21 protein-coding genes are annotated in these 21617 nt (G+C 37.2%); 14 read left to right on the top strand and 7 right to left on the bottom strand.

The window, feature by feature from the left end:
* Positions 1–87: 87 nt before the first annotated feature.
* The 11 genes from kynU (at position 88) to HQN86_RS22940 (ending at position 11110) form a co-directional block, all read left to right on the top strand.
* Positions 88–1374 carry a kynureninase gene (gene kynU / locus HQN86_RS22990; RefSeq protein WP_172663199.1) on the top strand — a complete coding sequence of 429 codons (1287 nt, stop codon included), beginning with the start codon at positions 88–90 and terminating at the stop codon, positions 1372–1374.
* Between the two features lie 20 nt (positions 1375–1394).
* Positions 1395–2255: a bestrophin family protein gene (locus tag HQN86_RS22985; RefSeq protein ID WP_172663198.1), complete on the top strand. Its 861-nt coding sequence runs from the start codon at positions 1395–1397 to the stop codon at positions 2253–2255.
* A gap of 1 nt (position 2256) precedes the next feature.
* Complete coding sequence (locus tag HQN86_RS22980) at positions 2257–3156, top strand: histone deacetylase family protein (protein ID WP_172663197.1); 900 nt, start codon at positions 2257–2259, stop codon at positions 3154–3156.
* 2 nt (positions 3157–3158) lie between these two features.
* Complete coding sequence (gene topB, locus HQN86_RS22975) at positions 3159–5018, top strand: DNA topoisomerase III (RefSeq protein ID WP_172663196.1); 1860 nt, start codon at positions 3159–3161, stop codon at positions 5016–5018.
* Between the two features lie 57 nt (positions 5019–5075).
* Complete coding sequence (locus HQN86_RS22970; RefSeq protein WP_172663195.1) at positions 5076–6167, top strand: MBL fold metallo-hydrolase; 1092 nt, start codon at positions 5076–5078, stop codon at positions 6165–6167.
* A 60-nt stretch (positions 6168–6227) separates the two neighbouring features.
* On the top strand, positions 6228–6605 hold the full coding sequence (locus tag HQN86_RS22965; protein WP_172663194.1) for a DUF1801 domain-containing protein: 378 nt from the start codon (positions 6228–6230) through the stop codon (positions 6603–6605).
* A complete protein-coding gene (locus HQN86_RS22960; RefSeq protein WP_172663193.1) occupies positions 6596–7393 on the top strand; it encodes a hypothetical protein in 798 nt (265 codons plus the stop codon). Before HQN86_RS22965 ends, HQN86_RS22960 begins: the two co-directional genes overlap by 10 nt.
* The gene (miaA, locus tag HQN86_RS22955; RefSeq protein ID WP_172663192.1) at positions 7393–8331 is read left to right on the top strand and encodes a tRNA (adenosine(37)-N6)-dimethylallyltransferase MiaA; all 939 of its coding nucleotides are present in this window, start codon (positions 7393–7395) and stop codon (positions 8329–8331) included. The genes HQN86_RS22960 and miaA overlap by 1 nt, the downstream gene beginning before the upstream one ends.
* 141 nt (positions 8332–8472) lie before the next feature.
* Positions 8473–8976 carry a hypothetical protein gene (locus tag HQN86_RS22950; RefSeq protein WP_172663191.1) on the top strand — a complete coding sequence of 168 codons (504 nt, stop codon included), beginning with the start codon at positions 8473–8475 and terminating at the stop codon, positions 8974–8976.
* Positions 8977–9161: 185 nt separating this feature from the next.
* Positions 9162–9698 (top strand): DUF3347 domain-containing protein, encoded by a 537-nt coding sequence (locus tag HQN86_RS22945; protein ID WP_172663190.1) that lies wholly within the window; start codon positions 9162–9164, stop codon positions 9696–9698.
* 122 nt (positions 9699–9820) lie between these two features.
* On the top strand, positions 9821–11110 hold the full coding sequence (locus tag HQN86_RS22940) for a citrate synthase (RefSeq protein WP_172663189.1): 1290 nt from the start codon (positions 9821–9823) through the stop codon (positions 11108–11110).
* Positions 11111–11166: 56 nt separating this feature from the next.
* On the opposite strand, the gene HQN86_RS22935 is transcribed toward HQN86_RS22940, so the two are convergent.
* Genes HQN86_RS22935 through HQN86_RS22915 form a run of 5 tightly spaced genes read right to left on the bottom strand, consistent with a single transcriptional unit; the run spans position 11167 to position 16087 of the window.
* Positions 11167–12300, bottom strand: a complete 1134-nt coding sequence (locus HQN86_RS22935; protein WP_172663188.1) for a DUF3667 domain-containing protein — start codon at positions 12298–12300, stop codon at positions 11167–11169.
* A gap of 44 nt (positions 12301–12344) precedes the next feature.
* On the bottom strand, positions 12345–13610 hold the full coding sequence (locus tag HQN86_RS22930) for a nucleoside permease (protein ID WP_172663187.1): 1266 nt from the start codon (positions 13608–13610) through the stop codon (positions 12345–12347).
* Positions 13611–13670: 60 nt separating this feature from the next.
* A complete protein-coding gene (locus HQN86_RS22925; protein WP_172663186.1) occupies positions 13671–14285 on the bottom strand; it encodes a bifunctional nuclease family protein in 615 nt (204 codons plus the stop codon).
* A 47-nt stretch (positions 14286–14332) separates the two neighbouring features.
* Entirely contained in the window at positions 14333–15304 is a 972-nt protein-coding gene (locus HQN86_RS22920) for an electron transfer flavoprotein subunit alpha/FixB family protein (protein WP_172663185.1), read from the bottom strand.
* 45 nt (positions 15305–15349) lie between these two features.
* Complete coding sequence (locus tag HQN86_RS22915; protein WP_172663184.1) at positions 15350–16087, bottom strand: electron transfer flavoprotein subunit beta/FixA family protein; 738 nt, start codon at positions 16085–16087, stop codon at positions 15350–15352.
* Between the two features lie 86 nt (positions 16088–16173).
* On the opposite strand from HQN86_RS22915, the gene HQN86_RS22910 reads away from it, so the two are divergent.
* Entirely contained in the window at positions 16174–16509 is a 336-nt protein-coding gene (locus tag HQN86_RS22910; RefSeq protein ID WP_172663183.1) for a tetratricopeptide repeat protein, read from the top strand.
* A gap of 50 nt (positions 16510–16559) precedes the next feature.
* Positions 16560–17723, top strand: a complete 1164-nt coding sequence (chrA, locus tag HQN86_RS22905) for a chromate efflux transporter (RefSeq protein ID WP_172663913.1) — start codon at positions 16560–16562, stop codon at positions 17721–17723.
* Between the two features lie 13 nt (positions 17724–17736).
* On the opposite strand, the gene dnaB is transcribed toward chrA, so the two are convergent.
* Positions 17737–19311, bottom strand: a complete 1575-nt coding sequence (gene dnaB, locus HQN86_RS22900; RefSeq protein WP_172663182.1) for a replicative DNA helicase — start codon at positions 19309–19311, stop codon at positions 17737–17739.
* 206 nt (positions 19312–19517) lie between these two features.
* Between dnaB and rlmB the strand changes: the two genes are divergently transcribed.
* On the top strand, positions 19518–20282 hold the full coding sequence (gene rlmB / locus HQN86_RS22895; RefSeq protein WP_172663181.1) for a 23S rRNA (guanosine(2251)-2'-O)-methyltransferase RlmB: 765 nt from the start codon (positions 19518–19520) through the stop codon (positions 20280–20282).
* 25 nt (positions 20283–20307) lie between these two features.
* On the opposite strand, the gene HQN86_RS22890 is transcribed toward rlmB, so the two are convergent.
* On the bottom strand, positions 20308–21576 hold the full coding sequence (locus HQN86_RS22890; protein WP_172663180.1) for an Hsp70 family protein: 1269 nt from the start codon (positions 21574–21576) through the stop codon (positions 20308–20310).
* Positions 21577–21617: the final 41 nt, after the last annotated feature.

Below are 21617 nucleotides of genomic sequence, written 5' to 3'. Positions count from 1 at the left end.
ATTTTTATAGTAGGTAAAACCATTATTGTTGATAACAAATGATGCAGGTGATTTATTTATCTGCCTTTTTTATTGATATTTGAATCGATGAATTTTGAGAACAATTTGGCCTTTGCTCAAAGCCTAGATCAGGCAGATCCGCTTAGTAGTTTTAGGCATGATTTCTTATTTCCGCAACAAAATGGAAAACCATTTATTTATCTGTGTGGTAATTCTTTAGGATTGCAACCTAAAGCTGTACGTAAGGTAGTTGATGAGCAGTTAAACAACTGGCATAATCTGGCTGTAGAGGGTTGGTTTGAAGGTGATAATCCGTGGATGTTCTATCATAAAGAGCTAAAAAAACTGATGGCACCATTGGTTGGAGCAAGCGCTAAAGAGGTTTGTCCGATGAATACCTTAACGGTTAATTTGCACTTATTGATGGTAAGTTTTTATAAACCCGTTAAAGGTAGATTCAAGATCATCATGGAGGCAGGTGCCTTTACGTCAGACCAATATGCAGTTGAAAGCCAGGTTCGATTTCACGGGTATGATCCTAAAGAAGCGATTATTGAGGTAGCCCCAAGAGTAGGTGAATATACATTAAGAACAGAAGATATTTTAACACAGATTAACGAACATGGCGATGAAGTAGCATTAGTTTTATTTGGAGGGGTAAATTACTTTACCGGGCAATGGTTCGATATGGAAGCCATAACCAAGGCAGGGCATGCTAAAGGGGCTATTGTAGGCTTTGATCTGGCACATGCTGCAGGTAATGTTCCATTAAAATTACACGATTGGGATATCGACTTTGCCTGTTGGTGTTCTTATAAATATCAGAACTCAGGACCAGGTGGAATAAGTGGCATTTTTGTTCATGAAAAGCATTTTACAGATACCACACTGAATCGCTTTGCAGGATGGTGGGGATATCAGGAAGCGCAGCGATTTAAAATGGAAAAGGGCTTTTTGCCAGAAGCAAGTGCAGATGGGTGGCAGGTGAGCTGCACTCAGGTAATGCCTATGGCATTGTATTTTGCCTCATTGCAAATTTTCGAAAAAGCAGGGTTTATTGAGCCATTAAGAGTTAAAAGTAAAACTTTAACTTCTTATTTGTTTTATATTATAGATCAGGTTAATATGGTATTGGGGTTTGAGCAATTTGAAATTATAACCCCTCTAAGTGAAAACGATCGTGGCGCTCAGGTATCTATTATTGCAAAACAGAATGGAAAAGAGATTTTTGAGAAATTAACAGCAAATAATGTTCTGGGCGATTGGAGGGAACCTAATGTAATCAGACTGAGTCCGGTTCCTTTATATAATTCATTTGAAGATGTATTTCGTACGGGCGAACTTTTACTTCAGATTGCTAAAGGTATTATTTAGTACTATTTAAGAGATTTAATATGATAAACTATAATCCAAAAGACTGGTTCACTTTTATCTTTCATGTCCATAAGGCGGATACAATTCGGAAATTGTGGCCACTAATGATTAGCGTAGCCATTTTTTCGGCTATAATCGCCTTTTTAGAACTTAACTATCTGAAACTAGCAGAAACTACCTATGTTAAAAATATAGGAATGATGCACAACCTGCTGGGTTTTGTAATCTCTATGTTATTGGTATTTAGAACCAATACTTCTTACGACAGGTGGTGGGAAGGTAGGAGGCTTCTGGGCGCACTAACCAATGTGAGTCGTAATTTTGCAATAAAGATTAAGTCGTTAAAACTAAAAGAAGAACATGTAGAGTTTTTTGAATATGGAATTCCGAAGTATGCCTTTGCTTTAAAAGAGCATTTGAGGGAAAAACAGTATTTCGGAAAAAACAGTTTCCTTATTGAGGTTGATGGTGGGAAGCACATTCCTAATCAGGTAGCGGCCAGTATTTCATCTAAAGTTTTTGAGTTGCAGGCAGCAGGAACTATCAGTCAGGAGCAGTTAATTATACTTAATGCAGATGTTCAGCAGTTTACTGATATATGTGGTGGCTGTGAGCGAATTAAGAATACACCTATTCCGTATTCTTATAGTGCTTTCATTAAGAAATTCATTTTCATATATGTAATTACTTTGCCATTTGGATGGGTGTTTAGCTTAGGTTACTTTGTGGTTCCTATTGTGCCATTTATACTGTATGTACTGGCCAGTTTGGAGCTCATTGCAGAAGAGATTGAGAACCCTTTTGGATCTGATGCAAATGATTTGCCTGTTGACGAGATTTGTAATAACATTGAAAAGCATGTAGAGCAAATATTGCGATAAGATGGTTAAAATTGCCTGGCATCCTTTATTTGCACATCCTTTACCAGAGGGGCATCGTTTCCCAATGCTTAAGTATGAGTTGATCCCCGAGCAGTTATTACACCAGGGATTTATAACTAGTAAGAACCTTTTTGCTCCTGATAAAGTAAGTGAAGAGGTGATTTTGCTGACGCATAAGGAAGAGTATTGGGAGAAGCTAAGGGATTTGACGCTTCCTGCAAAGGAACAGCGAAGGATTGGGTTTCCTTTAACAGCACAGTTGGTAGAGCGCGAGGTGAGAATTGCCCAGGGAACGATAGATGGTGCCATTTATGCAAAGCAGTTTGGTACAGCTTTTAATGTTGCAGGTGGTACACATCATGCCGGGAGCAATTGGGGCGAGGGGTTTTGTTTGTTGAACGACCAGGCTATCGCGGCCAATTATTTGCTGAATAATGGCTTAGCTAATCGGATCTTAATTGTAGATTTAGATGTTCACCAGGGAAATGGTACAGCAGAGATCTTTTATGGTGAGCCGCGTGTATTTACATTTTCTATGCATGGCGACAAAAATTTCCCATTTAGAAAAGAGCAATCTGATTTAGATATAGCATTGGAGGATGGAATTGAAGACGAATTGTATTTAAGTAAATTAAAATCACATTTGCCCGCGCTGCTAAAACATAAACCTGATTTTGTATTTTACTTATCAGGAGTAGATGTACTTAGAAGCGATAAGTTAGGTAAGCTGGCTTTATCAAAAGCGGCTTGTATGGAAAGAGACAGGATGGTATTGCAGTTTTGTAAAGACAATAATTTACCCGTTCAGGTGAGTATGGGCGGAGGGTATTCGCCAGATATAAAAGATATAGTGGATGCACATTGCAACACATTTAAAGTTGGTATAGATATTTTTGAATAATTATGAAGATTGTTATTGCAGAAAAGCCTTCAGTGGCTCGTGAGTTGGCTAAAGTCTTCGGCGCTACTACAAAAAAAGACGGCTATATAGAGGGTAAGGGATATTCTTTTACCTGGGCATTTGGGCATTTGCTTCAATTGGCTCCTCCTCAAGAGTATGGTTTTATTGGATGGAGGAGGCAACATTTACCAATGCTGCCTAAAAAATTTAAGCTTGGTATTAGAAAAATAAAAACCAAGGATGGGTTGGTGGAAGATCCGGGCGTTAGGAAACAGCTGGACATCATTAAGAAATTGTTTGATGAAGCTACCGAGATTATTGTGGCAACGGATGCCGGGCGGGAAGGTGAGCTTATTTTCCGTTATATCTACTATTTTTTGAAATGTAAAAAACCCTTCAAAAGGCTGTGGATCTCGTCGCAAACTGACGAAGCGATTAAGGAAGGTTTTAGAAATCTAAAGCCGGGAACAGATTATGATACACTTTTTAATTCGGCACATTGCAGATCTGAATCAGATTGGCTGGTAGGAATGAATGCAACCCAGGCACTTAGTATATCGGCAGGAGCGCGGTCGGTGCTCTCATTGGGAAGGGTTCAAACACCTACTTTAGCAATGATCTGCTCCCGCTTTCTGGAAATTAAGCATTTTGTGCCGCAACTATATTATCAGCTTGCCATACAGTTAGACAAGGATGGTCAGCTGTTTAAAGCAATTTCCGTAAATAACTTTGATAAGAAGGAGGAAGCAGAAGAATTGTTCGCAAAAATTGAGGACGTTGCATCTGGTTTTCCAAATGGGGGTAAGATCTTAACTGTAGAAGCAAAACCAAGAAAAGAACCACCTCCCTTATTACATGATTTAAGTAGCTTACAGCAAGAAGCCAACAAACGCAAAGGGTTTACAGCAGATCAGACGCTGAACTTGTTGCAGGGCTTATATGAAAGTAAATTGGTTACTTATCCCCGTACAGGGAGCAGGTATATCGGTGATGATGTTTTTGCTGGTGTTCCTAACCTGATAGATAAGCTGAAGGTGCATAAGGATTTTGGGAAACAGGCCGATTTTCTACAAACGGTACCTTTGAATAAGAGAAGTGTAAATGCAAAGAAGGTAACGGATCACCATGCTATTTTGCCTACAGGAGAATCTCCTTATCAATTGAGTGGCGATAAACAGGCCATTTATGATATGGTAGTTGGCCGGATGCTTGAAGCGTTCCACCAGGAATGCGTAAAAGAAATTACAAAGATAACAATTGAAGCCGGATCAGTTTTTATGGCAAATGGAACAGTAATTCGTTCTGCTGGCTGGAGATCGGTATTTAATGAATCGGATGACGAAAAGAAGGATGAAGAAAATCCATCATTACCGAAAGTAAAGGCAGGCGAAGAGCTTCCCATTGTAAATAAGGCTTTACTTGAGAAGCAAACAAAGCCTAAACCGCTGTATAATGAAGCGTCCTTATTAAAAGCCCTTGAAACCTCAGGAAAAGATATAGAGGATGAAGAATTGAGGTATGCAATGAAAGACAGCGGATTGGGAACTCCCGCTACCAGGGCTGCTATTATTGAAACCTTGATTAACCGTGAATATATTGTCAGGGAAAAAAGAAACCTTGTTCCTACAACTAAAGGCTTAGCGGTTTATGATGTGGTAAAAGATCAGAAAATTGCACAAGCAGAATTAACCGGACAGTGGGAAAAGAGATTGGAGGAAATCCGCTCAGGCGCGTCGGTAGCTGATTTTAAAGCTGAAATTACTGATTATACCAGGACTATTACGAACGAGTTGTTACAATCGGGAATGGGACTGGCAGAAAAGTTCGCAAAAGACGAGAAGCAGGAAGAGAAAGTAAGTTAAGAGATCAGAATTTTTTGTAAGTATATTCGCTTATATTAACCATATGAAAAGAAGATTATGTATTCCATACTGATTTTTATTGCTGTGTTTGTGCTGTTTACAGTTTGGGTGCTTAACTTTCCTATTTTCGGGCGAGTACCTGAAGGTGCTCGCTTAGCGCGTATAAAAAAATTACCTAATTATAGGGATGGTGCACTTGAAAACTTGTCGCCAACCCCTATGAAACCTGATAACGTAAGTTATTGGGATATGATAAAAGGAATGTTACGGGGCAATGTAAATGGGGCTCCTAAAAGTCCGGTACCTACCATTAAACCCGACTTTACACAAGATGCTTCCGAGACTAAAATAACCTGGTTTGGGCATTCTTCTTATCTGGTACAAACAGATGGCCAAAATATATTGGTTGACCCCGTGTTAAGCGAAAGGCCATCTCCATTTTCATTTATCGGGACCAAAAGGTTTTTACGGACAGATTTTTTAAAGGCCGAAGAGTTTCCTGAACTGGATATTGTGTTAATTACTCATGATCATTATGATCATCTGGATTATGAAGCCATTTTAAAATTAAAGGATAAAACAAATCGCTTCATAGTTTCATTAGGTGTAGGATCACATTTGGAGAAGTGGGGAGTGCCTGCTTCAAGGATTACTGAAATGTCATGGGGAGAGGAAATTGTTTTTAATACGCTGAAATTTACTGCGCTTCCTGCCCGTCATTTTACTGGAAGGAAGTTTAAAAGAAATCAGACGGTATGGTCTGCATTTGTTTTACAAACATCAAAAGATAAATTGTATTTAGGGGGCGATTCGGGATATGATACACATTTTAAAGATGCCGGCGAGCAATATGGACCCTTTGATATTGCAATATTGGAATGCGGGCAGTACAATACCTACTGGCCTTTAATACATATGTTCCCTGAGCAAACTGTTAAGGCTGCAATAGATTTGGGTGCAAAGATTCTGCTGCCTGTTCACTGGGGGAAATTTAAATTAGCTATGCACGACTGGAATGATCCGATTATTAGGGTTGTTAATAAGGCAAACGAAGAAAGTTTGAAAATTGCTACTCCATTAATGGGTGAATCTGTAATTTTAAATAAGAATTATCCTTCTAGCAAATGGTGGTTGGCCGATAACTTATAATCTTAAACAATATTGATAAATAGATGTTGTTTATCTGATAGTCATCTATAACTTAAAACAATGAAAACTGATTTTGTAGAAATTTTTCAAACCATTAGGGCATCGCTGCAGCCTTATGCTACTGTGGGTTTTAGTAATAGAGTAAACAGTGAAACTTCCTTTGACCTTTGGAGTGACAAGAATGTAGTGATTGAAGGAAAGCAAAGAAATGAAGTTTTCTTTGCAAGCGTAATTATACAAAAGGGACATGTGGGTTTTTATTATATGCCGGTATACACAGAGCCTGATATGAAAAAGATTTTTGGTCCTGATCTGCTTAAGTTGTTAAATGGTAAATCATGTTTCCATATCAACAAACTGGATGACGCATTGATGTTGCAAATAGAGGAAGCTCTGGCGGCTGGGTTTAAACTTTATAAAGAAAAGGGTTGGGTATAAAACCAGTTTGGCAACAAGATGTAATTACCAGTTTTGGGAATATTGGTATTACCACACATGATATTGAATCGTTAGAATACAAACTGCTAACCATTGGAGCAGGGGAGGTTGTAATTAACCTTATTCCACTTATAAATGCTTATCGCCCTGAAGATCTGATATTGTTGCAAGAGCAATATCAATTGAAAAATATTTCTGTAGTGCATTTATGGGAAGATATATGGGAAACTAGAAAAGCACAGGTAATAGGACGAATCTCTTCTATTCTTGGTCTGAATAAACGTATTCATGCGCGCAAAACTAAGATTATTCAAATTACACAAAAACAGGCCGATGATTTCTTAAATAATAATCATCTGCAGGCATCGGCCAAATCTAATTACAAATTCGGGCTAAGTTTAGATGATCAGATTATTGCAGTTGCTTGTTTTAGTAACCTCAGGTATATGAAAGGACTTAGTCCAGGCTACAGATCTGCTGAGCTAATCAGGTTTGCCAGTTTATCTGGTTATACGGTTATCGGAGGTTTTACCAAGTTATTACAACATTTTATTAAGACCTATAAGCCAGATGACATAATGAGTTATGCGGATAAGGATTGGTCGTTAGGGAAAGCTTACGAGCAATCGGGTTTTAAACTCGCTGATGTTACACCGCCTTTGGAGATTTGGCTGAAGAAAGATACTTTGGTTAGGTACTTTCCTCATAGGTTACCGGCTGAGTTTATCCAAGAGGAGTATTTAGAGATTTATAATACTGGTAATTTAAAATATATTTTATACTTATAATGCATCAAAATCCTTTGTTGATCATTTTGGGGCCAACTGCATCTGGTAAAACCAAGCTCGCTGTGAAATTGGCCGAAGCGCTAAATGGCGAGATAATCAGTGCAGATAGCAGGCAAATCTTTAGGGGTATGGATATTGGTACTGGCAAAGATCTTAGTGAGTATGCTGTGAATGGAAAAATTATTCCATATCATTTGATCGATATTAAACAAGCAGGAGAAAGATATAACGTAAACGAATTTAAAGAGGACTTCTTTGCTATTTTTCAGAAATTAACTGACCAAAATGTACTTCCTATACTTTGTGGTGGTACAGGGATGTATGTTCACAGTATTCTTCAAAATCATGAATACACCGCTATACCAGTAAATAGTGAACTGAGGGACACCTTAAAAGAACTGAACAATGAGTTATTAAGGAACAAGTTGTCTGCTTATCCATCCGAATTTACAAAACAGGCAGATCAATCATCCCATAAAAGAATGATCAGGGCAATTGAGATTGCAGAATACCTGATACATAACGATTTGCAATCAATTGAAAGACCTGGAATTGATCCACTGGTGATTGGTTTGACATCGGATGTTGAGTTGCGGAGACAGAAAGTGATCAATCGTCTTGAGCTTAGGTTTAATGAAGGTATGATAGATGAAGTGAAAGGGTTAATTGCTGAAGGAGTTACTAAAGAAGATCTTGTTTTTTATGGCCTGGAGTATAAATTTATTGCAGCTTATCTTTTCGATGAGCTTAGCTATTCGGAATTAAAAGAAAGACTTGCTATAGCGATTTGCCAATTTGCAAAACGCCAAATGACCTTTTTTAGGAAGATGGAGAAGGATGGTGTTAAAATAAACTGGTTTAATACAGAGTTAAATCCGGATGAGTTACTTGATGGTGTTCTAAGTATTTATAAATTGAAATATAAGGATCGTAGTTAAGCTATGTGATATAATTGTTAGTGTTATTTAAAAGTTGTTATTCGTATAATAATATATTTCTTTTCAATGTATGGCATGCAATTTGTAAATGATCAGGTGTATAGCAAAAAAACTATGCATTAAATTTAAATAAACGATCAAATGAAAAATTCTACAAAATTCTTTGCGACTGCAGTAGCTGCAGTGGCGTTATTTTTTACCACTAATGCCAGTGCTCAAAAACTAGGTATTGGAGTGAACCTGGGTGTTCCAACGAACGATGGTTATAGTTTTGCTTTAGGGGCTGATGCCAGACTTCAGTTTGACGTATCGAAACAAATATCTATTCCTGTAACTACAGGTTATACTCATTTTCTTGGAAAAGAAGTGGCAGGAGTTGATGTGCCTGATTTTGGTTATATTCCACTAAAAGCTGGTGTGAAAATATTCTTTGATGAAACAGGTTCAGGTCTTTACGGTTTAGGTGAACTGGGAGCTGCTTTCGGAGTTACCAATGGTTCAGGAACTTCGTTTCTTTATTCACCTGCATTAGGTTATTCATGGAGCAACGGTTTGGATTTGGGAGTGAAATATGAAGGACTTTCAAAAGGAGGAGGAAATTTAGGACAAGTAGCTTTACGTGTAGCTTACGGGTTCAAGTTATAATGCTGAAATTGAATATTTTATTTAAAGCCTCTGAATTTTTCAGGGGCTTTTTTAGTTATTTAAATATAAAATAGGTATTTTAACCAAAAAACAATGCAATGGAGCTATTTTAGGCCTGTACAAGCATGATTTTGCTATTTTAGAGCTACAATAGATTCATAGATTCATAAAAATATAGATAAAGTATGAAAAAATATCTTGCGGCCGGAGTGCTTTTAATGGCTCTGTCTTGTACAAATACAGATAAAAAAAATACGCAAGCCTCAACAGATAGTATATCTGAAAGTAAGGTAGCTACTACTGCTGTTGTTGAATTAACCGATAGTAAAGTTCAAAATATTTATGATGGTTATATCTATTTAAAAGATGCTTTAGTAGAATCAAAGTTTGAAGATGCCCAAAAAGCTGCAACACAATTAAAGACCAGCCTTACTAATTTTCCAGGTTGTGAGAATACGGCTATAATTGCAGAAAAAATAGCTTCGGCCAAAGACATAGCCTCGCAAAGAAAAGAATTTACTTATTTGAGCTCAGATGTAATTGCGATGTTTAAACACGCAGATTTGAAAAAAGGCTCTATTTATGTTCAACATTGCCCTATGGCCAATAAAGGAGAGGGCGGGGATTGGCTGGCTTCCGAAAAACAGATTCAGAACCCTTATTATGGAGATGAAATGATGGATTGCGGCGCAGTTTTGGAAGAGATCAAACCCAGTAAGTAGTTGTTAATCTTACTTGATTTTGACCCACATTTAATAATTATTTAACAGCTTTGTTATAGTTGATTTAATGCTAATAGAAAAGGATTAGTTAGTTTTGTTTATTATAAATTTAAGATATATATATGTCAGATATTGCAGAAATTAAGATTGATGGGAAGATATACGAATTCCCAGTTATAACAGGTTCCGAAGGAGAGAAGGCCATAGATATTTCCAAACTTAGAGACTTAACAGGTCATATTACTTTAGATTTTGGCTATAAAAACACTGGGTCAACAAAAAGTGCCATCACTTTTCTTGATGGTGAAAAGGGAGTTCTAAAATATCGTGGTTATCCAATTGAAGAATTAGCGGAAAAGTCAACATTTCTTGAGGTAGCATATTTACTTATATATGGAGATTTACCTAAACAAAACGAACTGAACGATTTTCAGGCTCAAATTAGCAGACATACGCTAATTCATGAAGATATGAAGAAGTTCCTTGATGGATACCCTTCAAAATCTCATCCAATGGCGCAATTATCTTCATTGGTTTGTTCATTATCAACATTTTATCCTGAATCGTTAAATGCAAATTCATCAGCAGAAACGATGGATTTAACAATGATTAAGTTGTTGGCTAAATTTCCTACAATTGTATCTTTCATTTATAAAAAATCATTAGGTCACCCACTTATTTATCCTAAAAATAAGTTCGATTACGTTAGTAATTTCTTAAACATGATCTTTGGGCAACGCACCGAAGAAATAGAAATAGACCCTGTAGTAGTCAGTGCAATGAACACATTGCTTATTCTTCATGCTGATCATGAGCAAAATTGTTCTGCATCAACTGTAAGAATGGTAGGTTCTTCTGATTGTAATTTATATGCTTCGGTATCTGCAGGTATTGATGCCCTATGGGGGCCATTACATGGTGGAGCTAACCAAGCTGTAATTGAGATGCTGGAGCGTATTAAAGAAGATGGTGGAGATACCGAAAAATGGATCAACAAAGCAAAAGATAAGAATGATCCTTTCCGTATGATGGGTTTTGGACATAGGGTTTACAAAAACTTTGATCCAAGAGCTAAAATCATTAAAAAGGCATGTGACGATATTTTAGAGAAATTAGGTATTGATGATCCTGTTTTAGAAATTGCTAAGAAACTAGAAGAAGCAGCATTAAGTGATCCGTACTTCGTTGAGCGTAAGCTTTATCCTAATGTTGATTTCTATTCAGGTATAATTTACAGAGCACTTGGTTTCCCAACGGATATGTTTACAGTTCTTTTTGCTTTGGGCCGTTTACCAGGATGGATTGCTCAGTGGAAAGAAATGCACGAAAATAAAGAGCCTATTGGCCGTCCACGTCAAATATATGTAGGTCATACAAATAGAGAATTTGTTGCTATAGAAAAAAGAAAATAGATTAAACATATATCTTAAATAAAAAAGCCTTAGCTGTTCAGCTAAGGCTTTTTTATTTATACAAAGTAATATATGAATCGCTCAATTACCCATTCAGAAATGAAAGCTGCCATCATATACAAGAAGCAGAGTGTTATCATTTTCTTAATGGTCACCTTTCTGGAACGCTGGTAGAATACAGTTAAAGCTTTATAGAGATACCAGATAATCCCAATAATTACTGCCCACTTGATGAGATCACTTATTGAGGATCCCGTACCGAATAAATCCCTCCTCAAAGGAACTGTAACTATTTGGGTAATAAAAAAAGCAGTTGTTCCGTGTATAGTAAATATAAGGTGATCTAGATAATAGATGTGGTTTCTTCTGAAATTCCACATAATAAATAAAGCTAGTAAAGGCATCAATAGGAAGTATTGTTTTGGCCTGTAATGTTCAAGTTCTTCTTTTACGGACCAATTACCTGATGCCGATTTTTGGTTTATAGCAATTTCACGTTTCTTAAAAATTCTATCGATCCATGAATCACGATCTGCTTCATTTAGCTTTTGCTGTCTTAGCAAGTATGAACTATAAGTACTGTCTTGTTTAATAATGTGTGATTTCTCATAAGACTCTAACACATCGTCGTATTCATTGGTCTTTAAACTATCTACTATATGTTTAAGTTCAGTAATTTTCTTTTCCTGATCTGAGAAACTAAGTGATTTAAATTCGGCTAAGTCGAGCTTTCTTTGCACATATGTTGCCGATTTTCCAATAAAAGAATCATCCTCAAAATCTCCATCCTCCAGGGTTTTTTTTAGTGCTTCTGTTTTTGATTTTGCTGAATCCTTACTTGCAGAAGAATGAAACTCTACTGCTTCGGCTTTGTGTTCCAATTTATTTGGAACTACAATGAAATAAACAATAGAAACAAAGATATACATACTAACCGGATTGATATATCTGGCCCTTTTACCAGCTAAATAATCCAGTGTAACTTCTCCCGGTTTTGTAAGTAAGGGTGATAAAGTTTGAAAAAACTTATTGTCGAAGTGGAAATAATGAGCTATACTGTGACTTATGAACTGCCAGAAATTTTCTTTAAGCTCCAGGTTAGCCTGTCCACAATTACTGCAATAATGTTTTTCTACATTCTGCCCGCAATTCAGGCAATTATGTTCTTTTCTATATTTACCAGTCGACATAAATCTATTAAAAACGGTTACTAAAAAATCCTAAAACAATTGACTTAGTGGCTCATTGCTTTTATAGCTGATTCCTCTGCACGGTTATGTTTATACTTGAAAATAAAAGGAAAAATAACAGCAAGTACTAAGGCATATGATGCAAAAGTAATCCAGATTCCCTGCCAATCCTTACTATGGTCGGCATAAGTAAAAAACTTATCAATAATTAACCCGCTTGTGAAACTTCCAAAAAGTGCTCCAAAACCGTTTACCATCATCATGAATAAACCCTGTGCGCTGCCTCTTATTGAGGCATCAATTTGAGTTTCCATAAATAAGGAACCCGAGATATTGAAAAAGTCGAAAGCCATACCGTAAACAATACAAGATAGGATGATCATCCATAAACCTCCTGCCGGATCAGCAAAAGCGAAAAGACCAAATCTTAGCACCCATGCAAGCATACTTAGCAACATCACATACTTAATTCCAAATTTCCTTAAGAAGAAAGGTATTGCAAGAATAAATAGTGTTTCAGATATCTGGGAAATGGACATTATAATTGCAGGGTATTTAACAGCAAGTAGGTTTTCGTACTCCGGGATATTTTTAAAGTCGTGCAAATAGGTATCGCCGTAGGCATTTGTAAGCTGTAGAGCTGCCCCTAAAAACATAGAGAAAAAGAAAAATACCGCAAATTTCTTTTGCTTAAATAATGTAAATGCCCTTAAACCCAGCGCATCAACAAATGACTTCGAATCAATTCTGTTCGCAAGGGGAGGGCATTTAGGTAATGTAAAGGCATAAATACCTAAAGCCAGTGAAACAGCCGAAGCAATATAAAATTGATTAGAGGATGCCTCGTTTCCTGAAAGACTTACAACCCATAAAGCGGCAATAAATCCAATAGTTCCCCAAATCCTGATAGGTGGATAATCTTTTACAACATCTTTCTGAGCACTTTTTAATGCTGAATAAGCTACTGTAATAGACAAAGATAGCGTTGGCATGTAAAAGAACATGTTTACTAATATAACCCAGAAAAAGGTAGTGGGATTGTCTACAAGAGGCAAAGAGAAAAGGCTAACTGCTCCAAGGATGTGTAAAATTCCGTATAGTTTCTCTGCATTAATAAAACGATCGGAAATGATACCCATAAGAGCGGGCATAAAAATAGCCGAAATACCCATGGTAGAGAAGATTGCTCCAAACTCTGAGCCAGACCATCTTTTATTTTGAAACCAATAAACTCCGATAGTAATGAGCCAGGAACCCCATATAAAGAATTGTAAAAAATTCATTAGAGTTAAGCGAAACTTAACATTCATAAATAATAGTTTAGTTGGTTTTTTAAAGTAATGGCTGAATATAGAACTATTTTAAAATTGTTAAGCTGAATTTCTTTTATTTATTTCATCACGAATTCTGGCAGCCTTCTCATAAGCTTCTTCAGTAATCGCATCCTGAAGTTTTTGCTGGAGTTCTTCCATACTCAAAGCTTTGTAGTTAGTGCCTGGAATTGAAGTGCTGATATCTTCTGAGCCCTGTTCTTTTGGAATGCTATCTATATTTTCAAGAAATAGGAAATCATTTCCCTCAATTACAATTCCTGCTGAAGATAAAATGAATTCATAGGTATAGATAGCGGCATTAAAACGAACAGCCAAAGCTATCGCGTCTGAAGTCCGGGCATCTATTTCATGAGTGGTTTCACCATCGGTACAGATCAATTTTGCAAAAAAGACACCTTCTACCAAGTTATAAATCAAAACTTCCTGTATTTCAATGTTATAAGTTTGGGCAAATGTTTTGAACAGGTCATGAGTTAATGGCCTGCTTGGCGTCATTTTTTCAATTTCTATGGCAATAGCCTGTGCCTCAAAGGCGCCAATAATTATAGGCAAACGTCTTCTTCCGTTTACTTCGCCAAGAACCAGGGCATATGCTCCTGATTGGGTTTGGCTATAGGATAAACCAACAATATCGAGTTTTACTTTTTTCATATTAAATAATATCCGGCAAATGCAGATTGCCCTTGCCGGATATTTAATTAACCTTTATGTGCTTTTAATGCTTCTATTAATTTTGGGACAACTTCAAATGCGTCGCCAACAATTCCGTAGTCGGCTACTTTAAAGAAAGGTGCCTCAGGGTCTTTGTTAATTACAACAATAACTTTAGATGAACTAACACCGGCCAAATGCTGTATTGCACCTGAAATACCTATTGCAATATATAAGTTCGGACTGATGGCGATACCTGTCTGACCAACGTGTTCAGAGTGAGGTCTCCAGTCAGCATCAGAAACCGGTTTAGAACAAGCAGTTGCTGCACCAAGAAGATCAGCTAGTTCTTCAATCATACCCCAGTTTTCAGGACCTTTTAACCCTCTTCCCGCCGATACAACAAGTTCTGCATCAGGTAAGGAAACCTTATTGGTTGCTCTTACTATTTCTTTAACGATAGCAGTAAGATCAGTTGCTTTAACTTCCGGATTAAATGCCTCAACGGCTGCATCAACTGCTGATTCTTTAACGCCAAACGCATTTGGATTTAAAGCTATAATTTTAACCGCTGAAGTTAATTCTGTAATTGCAAAAGCTTTACCTGAGAAAGCAGTCTTTTTTACAAGAAACTTACCACCGTCTAATTGAGGTAGTTCTACAGCCCCATCTACTAATCCGGCTTTAAGTTTAACAGCCACACGAGGAGCCAGGCCTTTTCCTGAGAAAGAGTTTGACAACACAACTACGTCTGCATTTTCTTTTTTTGCTGCTTCAGCAATAATTGAGGCATATGCCTGATTTACGAAATTCTTGAGCTGATCATTAGAAACATTTAAAACTTTAGAAGCTCCGTATTTACCTAATGCTTTAAGTTCACTTTCATCAACATTACCAATAGATATAGCGGTTAAACCGCCACCTTGTTTATCTGCAATGGCTTTTGCATAAGATACTGCCTCGAAAACAGATTTCTTAAATTTGCCATCTACTTGTTCTACATATACTAAAACTGACATACGATCTTTATTAAATAATTTTTAAACTCTGAAATAGAACTTCAGTTAGATAACTTTAGCCTCCTGATGTAATAAGTCGATTAATTTAGCGGTCTCTTCAGCAGGAACCAGCTTAACTGCACCACGTGGAGGAGGGGTTTCAAATTGCTGCACTTTAGCAACCTGCTCAATTTCTTTAGCTTCAACAACTACAAGAGGTTTAGTTCTAGCAGACATAATTCCTCTCATGTTAGGTATTTTAGGTTCTGCAGTTCCTTCTGCACAACTTGCAATAAACCTGCCAGTTACAGAAACAACTTCTTTACCACCTTCAATTTCGCGGTCAATTGTTGCTGTTGTTCCATCGTAATCTAATTTTTTAATGATAGAGATAGACGGGATGTCAAGGAATTCGCCAATCATTGCAGCAACCTGAGACCCATTATAGTCTATAGATTCGCGACCGCAAAGGATCATATCAAATTCAGTAGTTTTAGCGTATTCTGCTATCTGATAAGCTGTAAAATAAGCGTCTCTCGGAGTAGCGTTAATTCTGACTGCGTCATCAGCGCCAATAGCAAGTGCTTTTCTTATGGTCGGTTCTGTCTGGCTTTCTCCAACATTTATTACGGTTACCGTTCCTTTACCACTCTCACAAAGTTCAATAGCTCTTGATAAGGCAATCTCATCATAAGGGTTAACAATAAATTGTACACCTGCGGTATTGAATTGTGTATTATCGTTAGTAAAAGTTATTTTTGTTGTTGTGTCGGGCACATTACTGATACAAACTAATATTTTCATATGTATAAATTTGTTTTAAAGGTAATGAAGCTGTTTTAGCTTAAATTGTCTTTTTGCAAATCTAATTAAAAAAGCAGGGATTAAAAATGCAAAGTACCCGATTAACCAAACTATTAAACTTTTTAGAGAGCGAACCTAATGATCCTTTCGTTTTGTATGCCCTTGCAACAGAATATAATTCAGCAAATGACTTTGAAAAAGCATTTGAATACTATCTGAAACTAGTTGCTGAGCATCCTGATTATGTTGGGACTTATTATCATCTTGGAAAGTTGTATGAAAAAACGGGGAAAACTGAAGAGGGAATAAAAATATATCAAAAAGGTATGCTTGCAGCCAAAAATAAAAGGGATATGCATGCTTTTTCTGAGTTACAAGGCGCGTATAATTCTGCAGCAGGTTTAGATTATGAAGATGATTAATTACTAACAGATTGAGCAGTAAGAAGCAACTTTTGTTTATCAGAAATGTGATGCTGTTCACGTTTACTGCTTTTGGGGGTGCGCAAGCGCATCTGGCTTTATTGCTTAAGTATTTTGTAAAGGATGCCAAATACATCACAGAAGAAGAATTGCTGGAGCTGAATGCCTTGGCGCAGGTATTGCCAGGACCCGCATCAACTCAAACGCTTGTTGGCATTGCATATAAAGTAGGAGGGTTAAAACTTTCTTTAATAACATTTTTAATCTGGATTTTTCCCTCTGCTGCTGTTATGACTTTTGCAGCCATTAGCTATGCAAAGGTTGATCACAAAGAAAAGTTTGTAGAGATATTGGAATATATACAACCGATAGCTTTGGGTATTGTTGCTTTTGGGGCATATAATCTTTCAAGAAGGGTGCTGGTTTCGCAGTTGTCTGTATTTCTGGCTATTTCAGCTATAATTTCTACCCTTGTATTGAGGAATGCCTATGTATTTCCTATTGCAATTTTAATAGGAGGTATGATTTCATCTGCTTTAGATGCTCCAAAAGAGGAAAGTGAGATTCGAGTAAAGCTATTCTCAAATATAAATCCCAAAAAACTGATCTATTTTGTAGGGGTATTATTATTTCTGGCCTTATTAGGGGCCATTATTAACCGTACTTCGCCTTTTAGCTTGCCTATCAGGTTGTTCGAGAACTTTTACCGCAATGGTATCTTTATTTTTGGTGGTGGACAAGTGCTGGTCCCACTTATGTTTACTGAATTTGTGCAAATGAAGCATTACCTTCATTCTTCAGGGTTTCTATCTGGCTTTGCATTGCAACAAGCCTTACCGGGTCCTACATTCTCATTTACAAGCTATGTTGGCGCACTAAGTATGAGAAACTTTGGTTATGGAGTAACTGGCCAGATAACGGGAGGGATAGTAGCCGTTTTAGGTATCAATTTGCCTGGATTGATTTTGGTGTTATTTATTGTTCCCTTTTGGGAAGATCTTAAAAAGATAGCACGTATTAAATATTCGTTATCCGGGATAAATGCTGTAAGCGTGGGTTTTATTATTGCTGCATTTATTCTCCTTGTAAAGCCAATTGGTATGGACTTTACAGCAATAACGGTTTTAATAGTAACATTTCTTATTCTGAATTTCACTAAAATAAGCCCGCCTTTTATTGTTTTGGGTGGTATATTGTTAGGCTACTTTTTATAGCTCCATTGGCTGATTAGAACGGAGCATCTTCATCATGCATGTCATCCATGCGCGATGGTTTAATGATTACATTTCCGGTGGGTCTGTCAAAATCTTGCGAAGGATGCATACCTGCACCAGGACTGTCCATAGAGAATGAAGTAGGTGCAGAGAAGCTTTCTTCCAAATCCGCAAATTTCACATACTTACCAATAAAGCGTAGCGGTACAATTCCGGTTTCACCGTTACGGTGTTTTGCAATAATTACCTCACCAATACCAGCTTGGGAGCGTCCCTGCTCATCTTCGGTAATACCATAATATTCTGGTCTGTATAAGAATAGTACCATATCCGCATCCTGCTCGATAGATCCAGATTCACGTAAATCCGATAGCATTGGTCGTTTTCCGTTAACACCAGGTCTGCTCTCTACGGCACGACTTAACTGCGATAGTGCAAGTACAGGTACATTTAGTTCTTTGGCAACAGATTTAAGCGCTCTTGATATACTACCAATTTCCTGCTCCCTGTTACCACCGCCGCTTTGTCCTTCTCCCTTACCATGCATCAACTGCAAATAATCGATGATGATTAATTGCAGGTCATATTGAGATTTAAGCCTTCTGCATTTTGCTCTGAATTCAAAGATGTTAAGGGCAGGGGTATCGTCTATTAATAGTGGAGCCTCTGTTAAGGTTCCTATTTTACTATGTAGCTGTTGCCATTCCCATTCTGCCAGATTTCCTTTTCTGATTTTTTCCTGCTCAATCTCGGTTTCTCCTGAAATCAAACGATTTACCAATTGAACAGACGACATCTCTAATGAGAACACTACAACGGGTCTTTTAAATTCTACAGCTGCATTACGTGCACAGGTTAGAACGAATGCTGTTTTACCCATCGCCGGACGAGCTGCAATGATTACTAAATCTGAAGGTTGCCATCCACCTGTAATACGATCAAGATCAGTAAAGCCGGATGGAACACCTGTTAACCCATCGCTTTTACCACGAAGCGCTTCTAAGGTGGCTAAAGATTGTTTTACAATCTCATCCATCTTTTGTGTATCTCTTCTTAAATTGTTCTGAGCAATATCAAATAAGTTCTTTTCTGCATGATCCAGCAAATCGAATATATCTGTGGTGTCCTCGTACGCATTCTGAATAATCTCTGAAGAGATCCTGATCAATTCCCGCTGAATATATTTTTGGGAAATGATACGGGCATGGAATTCTATGTTCGCTGCTGAAGCTACTCTATTTGTCAGGTTAGTGATATAATAAGCGCCCCCAATCATTTCTAATTGTCCGAGCGTTCTCAATTCAGAGGTAACGGTTAAAATATCTACTGGTTTGGATTTCTGAAAAAGCCCCTGAATTGCTTCAAAGATTTTTTTATGCCCTTCATGATAAAATACTTCGGGTTTTAGAATGTCAATTACGGTAGATAGGGCATCTTTTTCGAGCATTAATGCACCAAGGACAGCTTCTTCAAGGTCAATTGCCTGAGGCGGGATCTTTCCCATCGTGGTCATAGAATTACTTAATCTATTTTTCCGCGCTGTAAAGTTTGCCTTGTCTTGTCCTTGTGTTCCGTTATCGCTGCTCATGAATACAAAAATAGACAAAAATTAGGTCTCTTCTTAAAATCTTTATGAACATTCCCACAACTTAAATTCATTCGTCTTAACATGACTTTCGTGAATTCGAACAATTTCCTAACAGCAAGATGTTGATAAGCAAAACACTCGCACTTAAAAATTAGGTTAAATTAATCGCAATTTTTGAGCTATTTTTGCGCTTCAATTTAAAGGAAATGGAAAACTCAAGAAGGTCTGCCAGACCTAAAGAAAATAATGAGTTCGTATTTGGTATACGTGCAGTAATAGAGGCTATTAAGGCTGGTAAAGATATAGAGAGTATTTACATACAACGTAGTTTAACTGGCGAAATTATCTTGGAGTTAAAACAGCTGTTAAAGGAGGTTGATGCGCCGGTGCATAATGTTCCGGTAGAGAAATTGAACCGGATGACCCAAAAGAATCATCAGGGAGTAATTGCTGTAATTTCATCCATTACCTTTCAAAAAATTGAAGATATCATCCCATTAGTTTACGAAAAGGGAGAAACACCTTTAGTTTTGATTCTTGATGGAATTACGGATGTAAGAAATATGGGTGCAATAGCCAGAACTGCTGCCTGTGCAGGAGTACATGCTATAATTGTGCCTACTAAAAATTCTGCACAGATCAACGCTGATGCCATTAAGACTTCGGCAGGAGCTTTGTTTAGTATACCGGTATGCAGACATCCAAATCTTCAAAAAACGGCATTGTTTTTACAGGAATGCGGTTTACAGATTGTTGCTTGTACTGAAAAGACCAATGATTTAATATACGCTCCGGATTATACAGCCCCAACAGCCATCGTTATGGGAGCAGAGGATGAAGGTATTTCGAACGAAATTATGAGAATGGCCAACCACCTGGCTAAAATCCCAATGCTTGGCGAAATCAGTTCATTAAACGTATCTGTTTCTGCAGGTATTATCCTGTACGAAGCGATAAGACAACGTTCGTAATAGTTGGAATGATAAGTTTAACTTATCATTCCTCAAATAAATATCCGCTATAGGCAAGTCCTTTAGCTACACTAATAAAATTATCTCCCGAATGCACTGGTGTATTTGGGAATTTTGTTTTAAAGAGGTCCTTGATTGCAGCAACCATAGATGTACCTCCAGTAAGGAAAAGGCTATCGATATCATTTACAGCGATCTGATGATTTAATAGAAAATCATCTAAGTAAGCACTTATCTTTTTAACATCTTTTTGAATAATGCCATTATACTGATCAATGGATACTTCATCGTTAATTTCAATATCCATTTTTGAATACTGAAACTGCGAAACAGGAAGTGACGATAATTCCACTTTTGTTTTTTCAACTGATTGAAAAAGAGAATATCCTAGATTATTGTCGGTAAGTGTAATCAGATTTTTGAATTTTCTATCCTGCTTAGAGTAATGATAATAGTTTTGAAGATCATTTTTAATCTTAATTCCATTAAAAAAGTTCATTTGTTCCCAGGAGCATATATTCGCAAATAAAGAAACCGGGACTGTAAGCATTTTTCCTGGTGCAGCTTCGTATAGCGTGTGTTTTCCAAAATGAGGTGTTCCTTTGTCCCACATAAATGCAGAATCAAAGCTGTCGCCCCCAATATAAATACCCCCAGTTGCAATTATATCCTTTCTTCTATCTTTACTACCAACCTTCGCCGGGTCAAGCTCCAGATAGGTAAAATCAGTTGTTCCACCACCTAAATCCGCTACAAGTACTTTTTCCTTTTTAGATATTGTCTTTTCATATGCAAAAGCAGCACCTATGGGTTCAAACTGGAATCTTACTTCTTCAAAACCGGCGTTTTCTGCTGCTTTGTTAAGTCTTTTTTGTGCAAGTGCATCTTTTGTGGTATTGTCATCGTCAAAAAAGACAGGGCGACCGATAATGGCCTTTTTACAATCATAACCAATAACCTCATCGGCTTTGTCCTTTAATTCCTTTAATATCAGGGTAACAAGGTCTGAGGCGTTAAATTTTTTGTTATGAATTCTGGTTTCTATAAAACTGCTTCTTGGAAGAATACGTTTTATAGATTTCATGAATCTCCCTTTCATTCCATCCTTTATGTATTGAGCTATAGCCTGGTCGCCCACCACATATTTTAAGGGCTCTGTAGTACTTTGCTCGCTTTGGAAATAGAGTATTGAAGGAACAATAATTGTTTTTATGATTTCCTTTTTCTCTTCATCAAAAATTGATAGGGCTGAATTGGTTGTGCCGAAATCAATTCCATATAAAAATTTAGACATTGCAACAGTAAAATTGGACGTAAATAAAACGACACATCCGG

Source organism: Pedobacter panaciterrae (assembly GCF_013204795.1).
Taxonomy (GTDB): domain Bacteria; phylum Bacteroidota; class Bacteroidia; order Sphingobacteriales; family Sphingobacteriaceae; genus Pedobacter; species Pedobacter panaciterrae.
This window is presented reverse-complemented; position numbering and strand designations above follow the sequence as displayed.

Bases quoted from the DNA above. Each gene is read 5' to 3' on its own strand.
- HQN86_RS22970 (WP_172663195.1), top strand. From the start codon at position 5,076: ATGTATTCCATACTGATTTTTATTGCTGTGTTTGTGCTGTTTACAGTT.
- HQN86_RS22940 (WP_172663189.1), top strand. From the start codon at position 9,821: ATGTCAGATATTGCAGAAATTAAGATTGATGGGAAGATATACGAATTC.
- HQN86_RS22925 (WP_172663186.1), bottom strand. From the start codon at position 14,285: ATGAAAAAAGTAAAACTCGATATTGTTGGTTTATCCTATAGCCAAACC.
- miaA (WP_172663192.1), top strand. From the start codon at position 7,393: ATGCATCAAAATCCTTTGTTGATCATTTTGGGGCCAACTGCATCTGGT.
- HQN86_RS22950 (WP_172663191.1), top strand. From the start codon at position 8,473: ATGAAAAATTCTACAAAATTCTTTGCGACTGCAGTAGCTGCAGTGGCG.
- chrA (WP_172663913.1), top strand. From the start codon at position 16,560: ATGCTGTTCACGTTTACTGCTTTTGGGGGTGCGCAAGCGCATCTGGCT.
- HQN86_RS22915 (WP_172663184.1), bottom strand. From the start codon at position 16,087: ATGAAAATATTAGTTTGTATCAGTAATGTGCCCGACACAACAACAAAA.
- kynU (WP_172663199.1), top strand. From the start codon at position 88: ATGAATTTTGAGAACAATTTGGCCTTTGCTCAAAGCCTAGATCAGGCA.
- HQN86_RS22980 (WP_172663197.1), top strand. From the start codon at position 2,257: ATGGTTAAAATTGCCTGGCATCCTTTATTTGCACATCCTTTACCAGAG.
- topB (WP_172663196.1), top strand. From the start codon at position 3,159: ATGAAGATTGTTATTGCAGAAAAGCCTTCAGTGGCTCGTGAGTTGGCT.
- HQN86_RS22965 (WP_172663194.1), top strand. From the start codon at position 6,228: ATGAAAACTGATTTTGTAGAAATTTTTCAAACCATTAGGGCATCGCTG.
- rlmB (WP_172663181.1), top strand. From the start codon at position 19,518: ATGGAAAACTCAAGAAGGTCTGCCAGACCTAAAGAAAATAATGAGTTC.
- HQN86_RS22930 (WP_172663187.1), bottom strand. From the start codon at position 13,610: ATGAATGTTAAGTTTCGCTTAACTCTAATGAATTTTTTACAATTCTTT.
- HQN86_RS22890 (WP_172663180.1), bottom strand. From the start codon at position 21,576: ATGTCTAAATTTTTATATGGAATTGATTTCGGCACAACCAATTCAGCC.
- dnaB (WP_172663182.1), bottom strand. From the start codon at position 19,311: ATGAGCAGCGATAACGGAACACAAGGACAAGACAAGGCAAACTTTACA.
- HQN86_RS22985 (WP_172663198.1), top strand. From the start codon at position 1,395: ATGATAAACTATAATCCAAAAGACTGGTTCACTTTTATCTTTCATGTC.
- HQN86_RS22935 (WP_172663188.1), bottom strand. From the start codon at position 12,300: ATGTCGACTGGTAAATATAGAAAAGAACATAATTGCCTGAATTGCGGG.
- HQN86_RS22920 (WP_172663185.1), bottom strand. From the start codon at position 15,304: ATGTCAGTTTTAGTATATGTAGAACAAGTAGATGGCAAATTTAAGAAA.
- HQN86_RS22945 (WP_172663190.1), top strand. From the start codon at position 9,162: ATGAAAAAATATCTTGCGGCCGGAGTGCTTTTAATGGCTCTGTCTTGT.
- HQN86_RS22910 (WP_172663183.1), top strand. From the start codon at position 16,174: ATGCAAAGTACCCGATTAACCAAACTATTAAACTTTTTAGAGAGCGAA.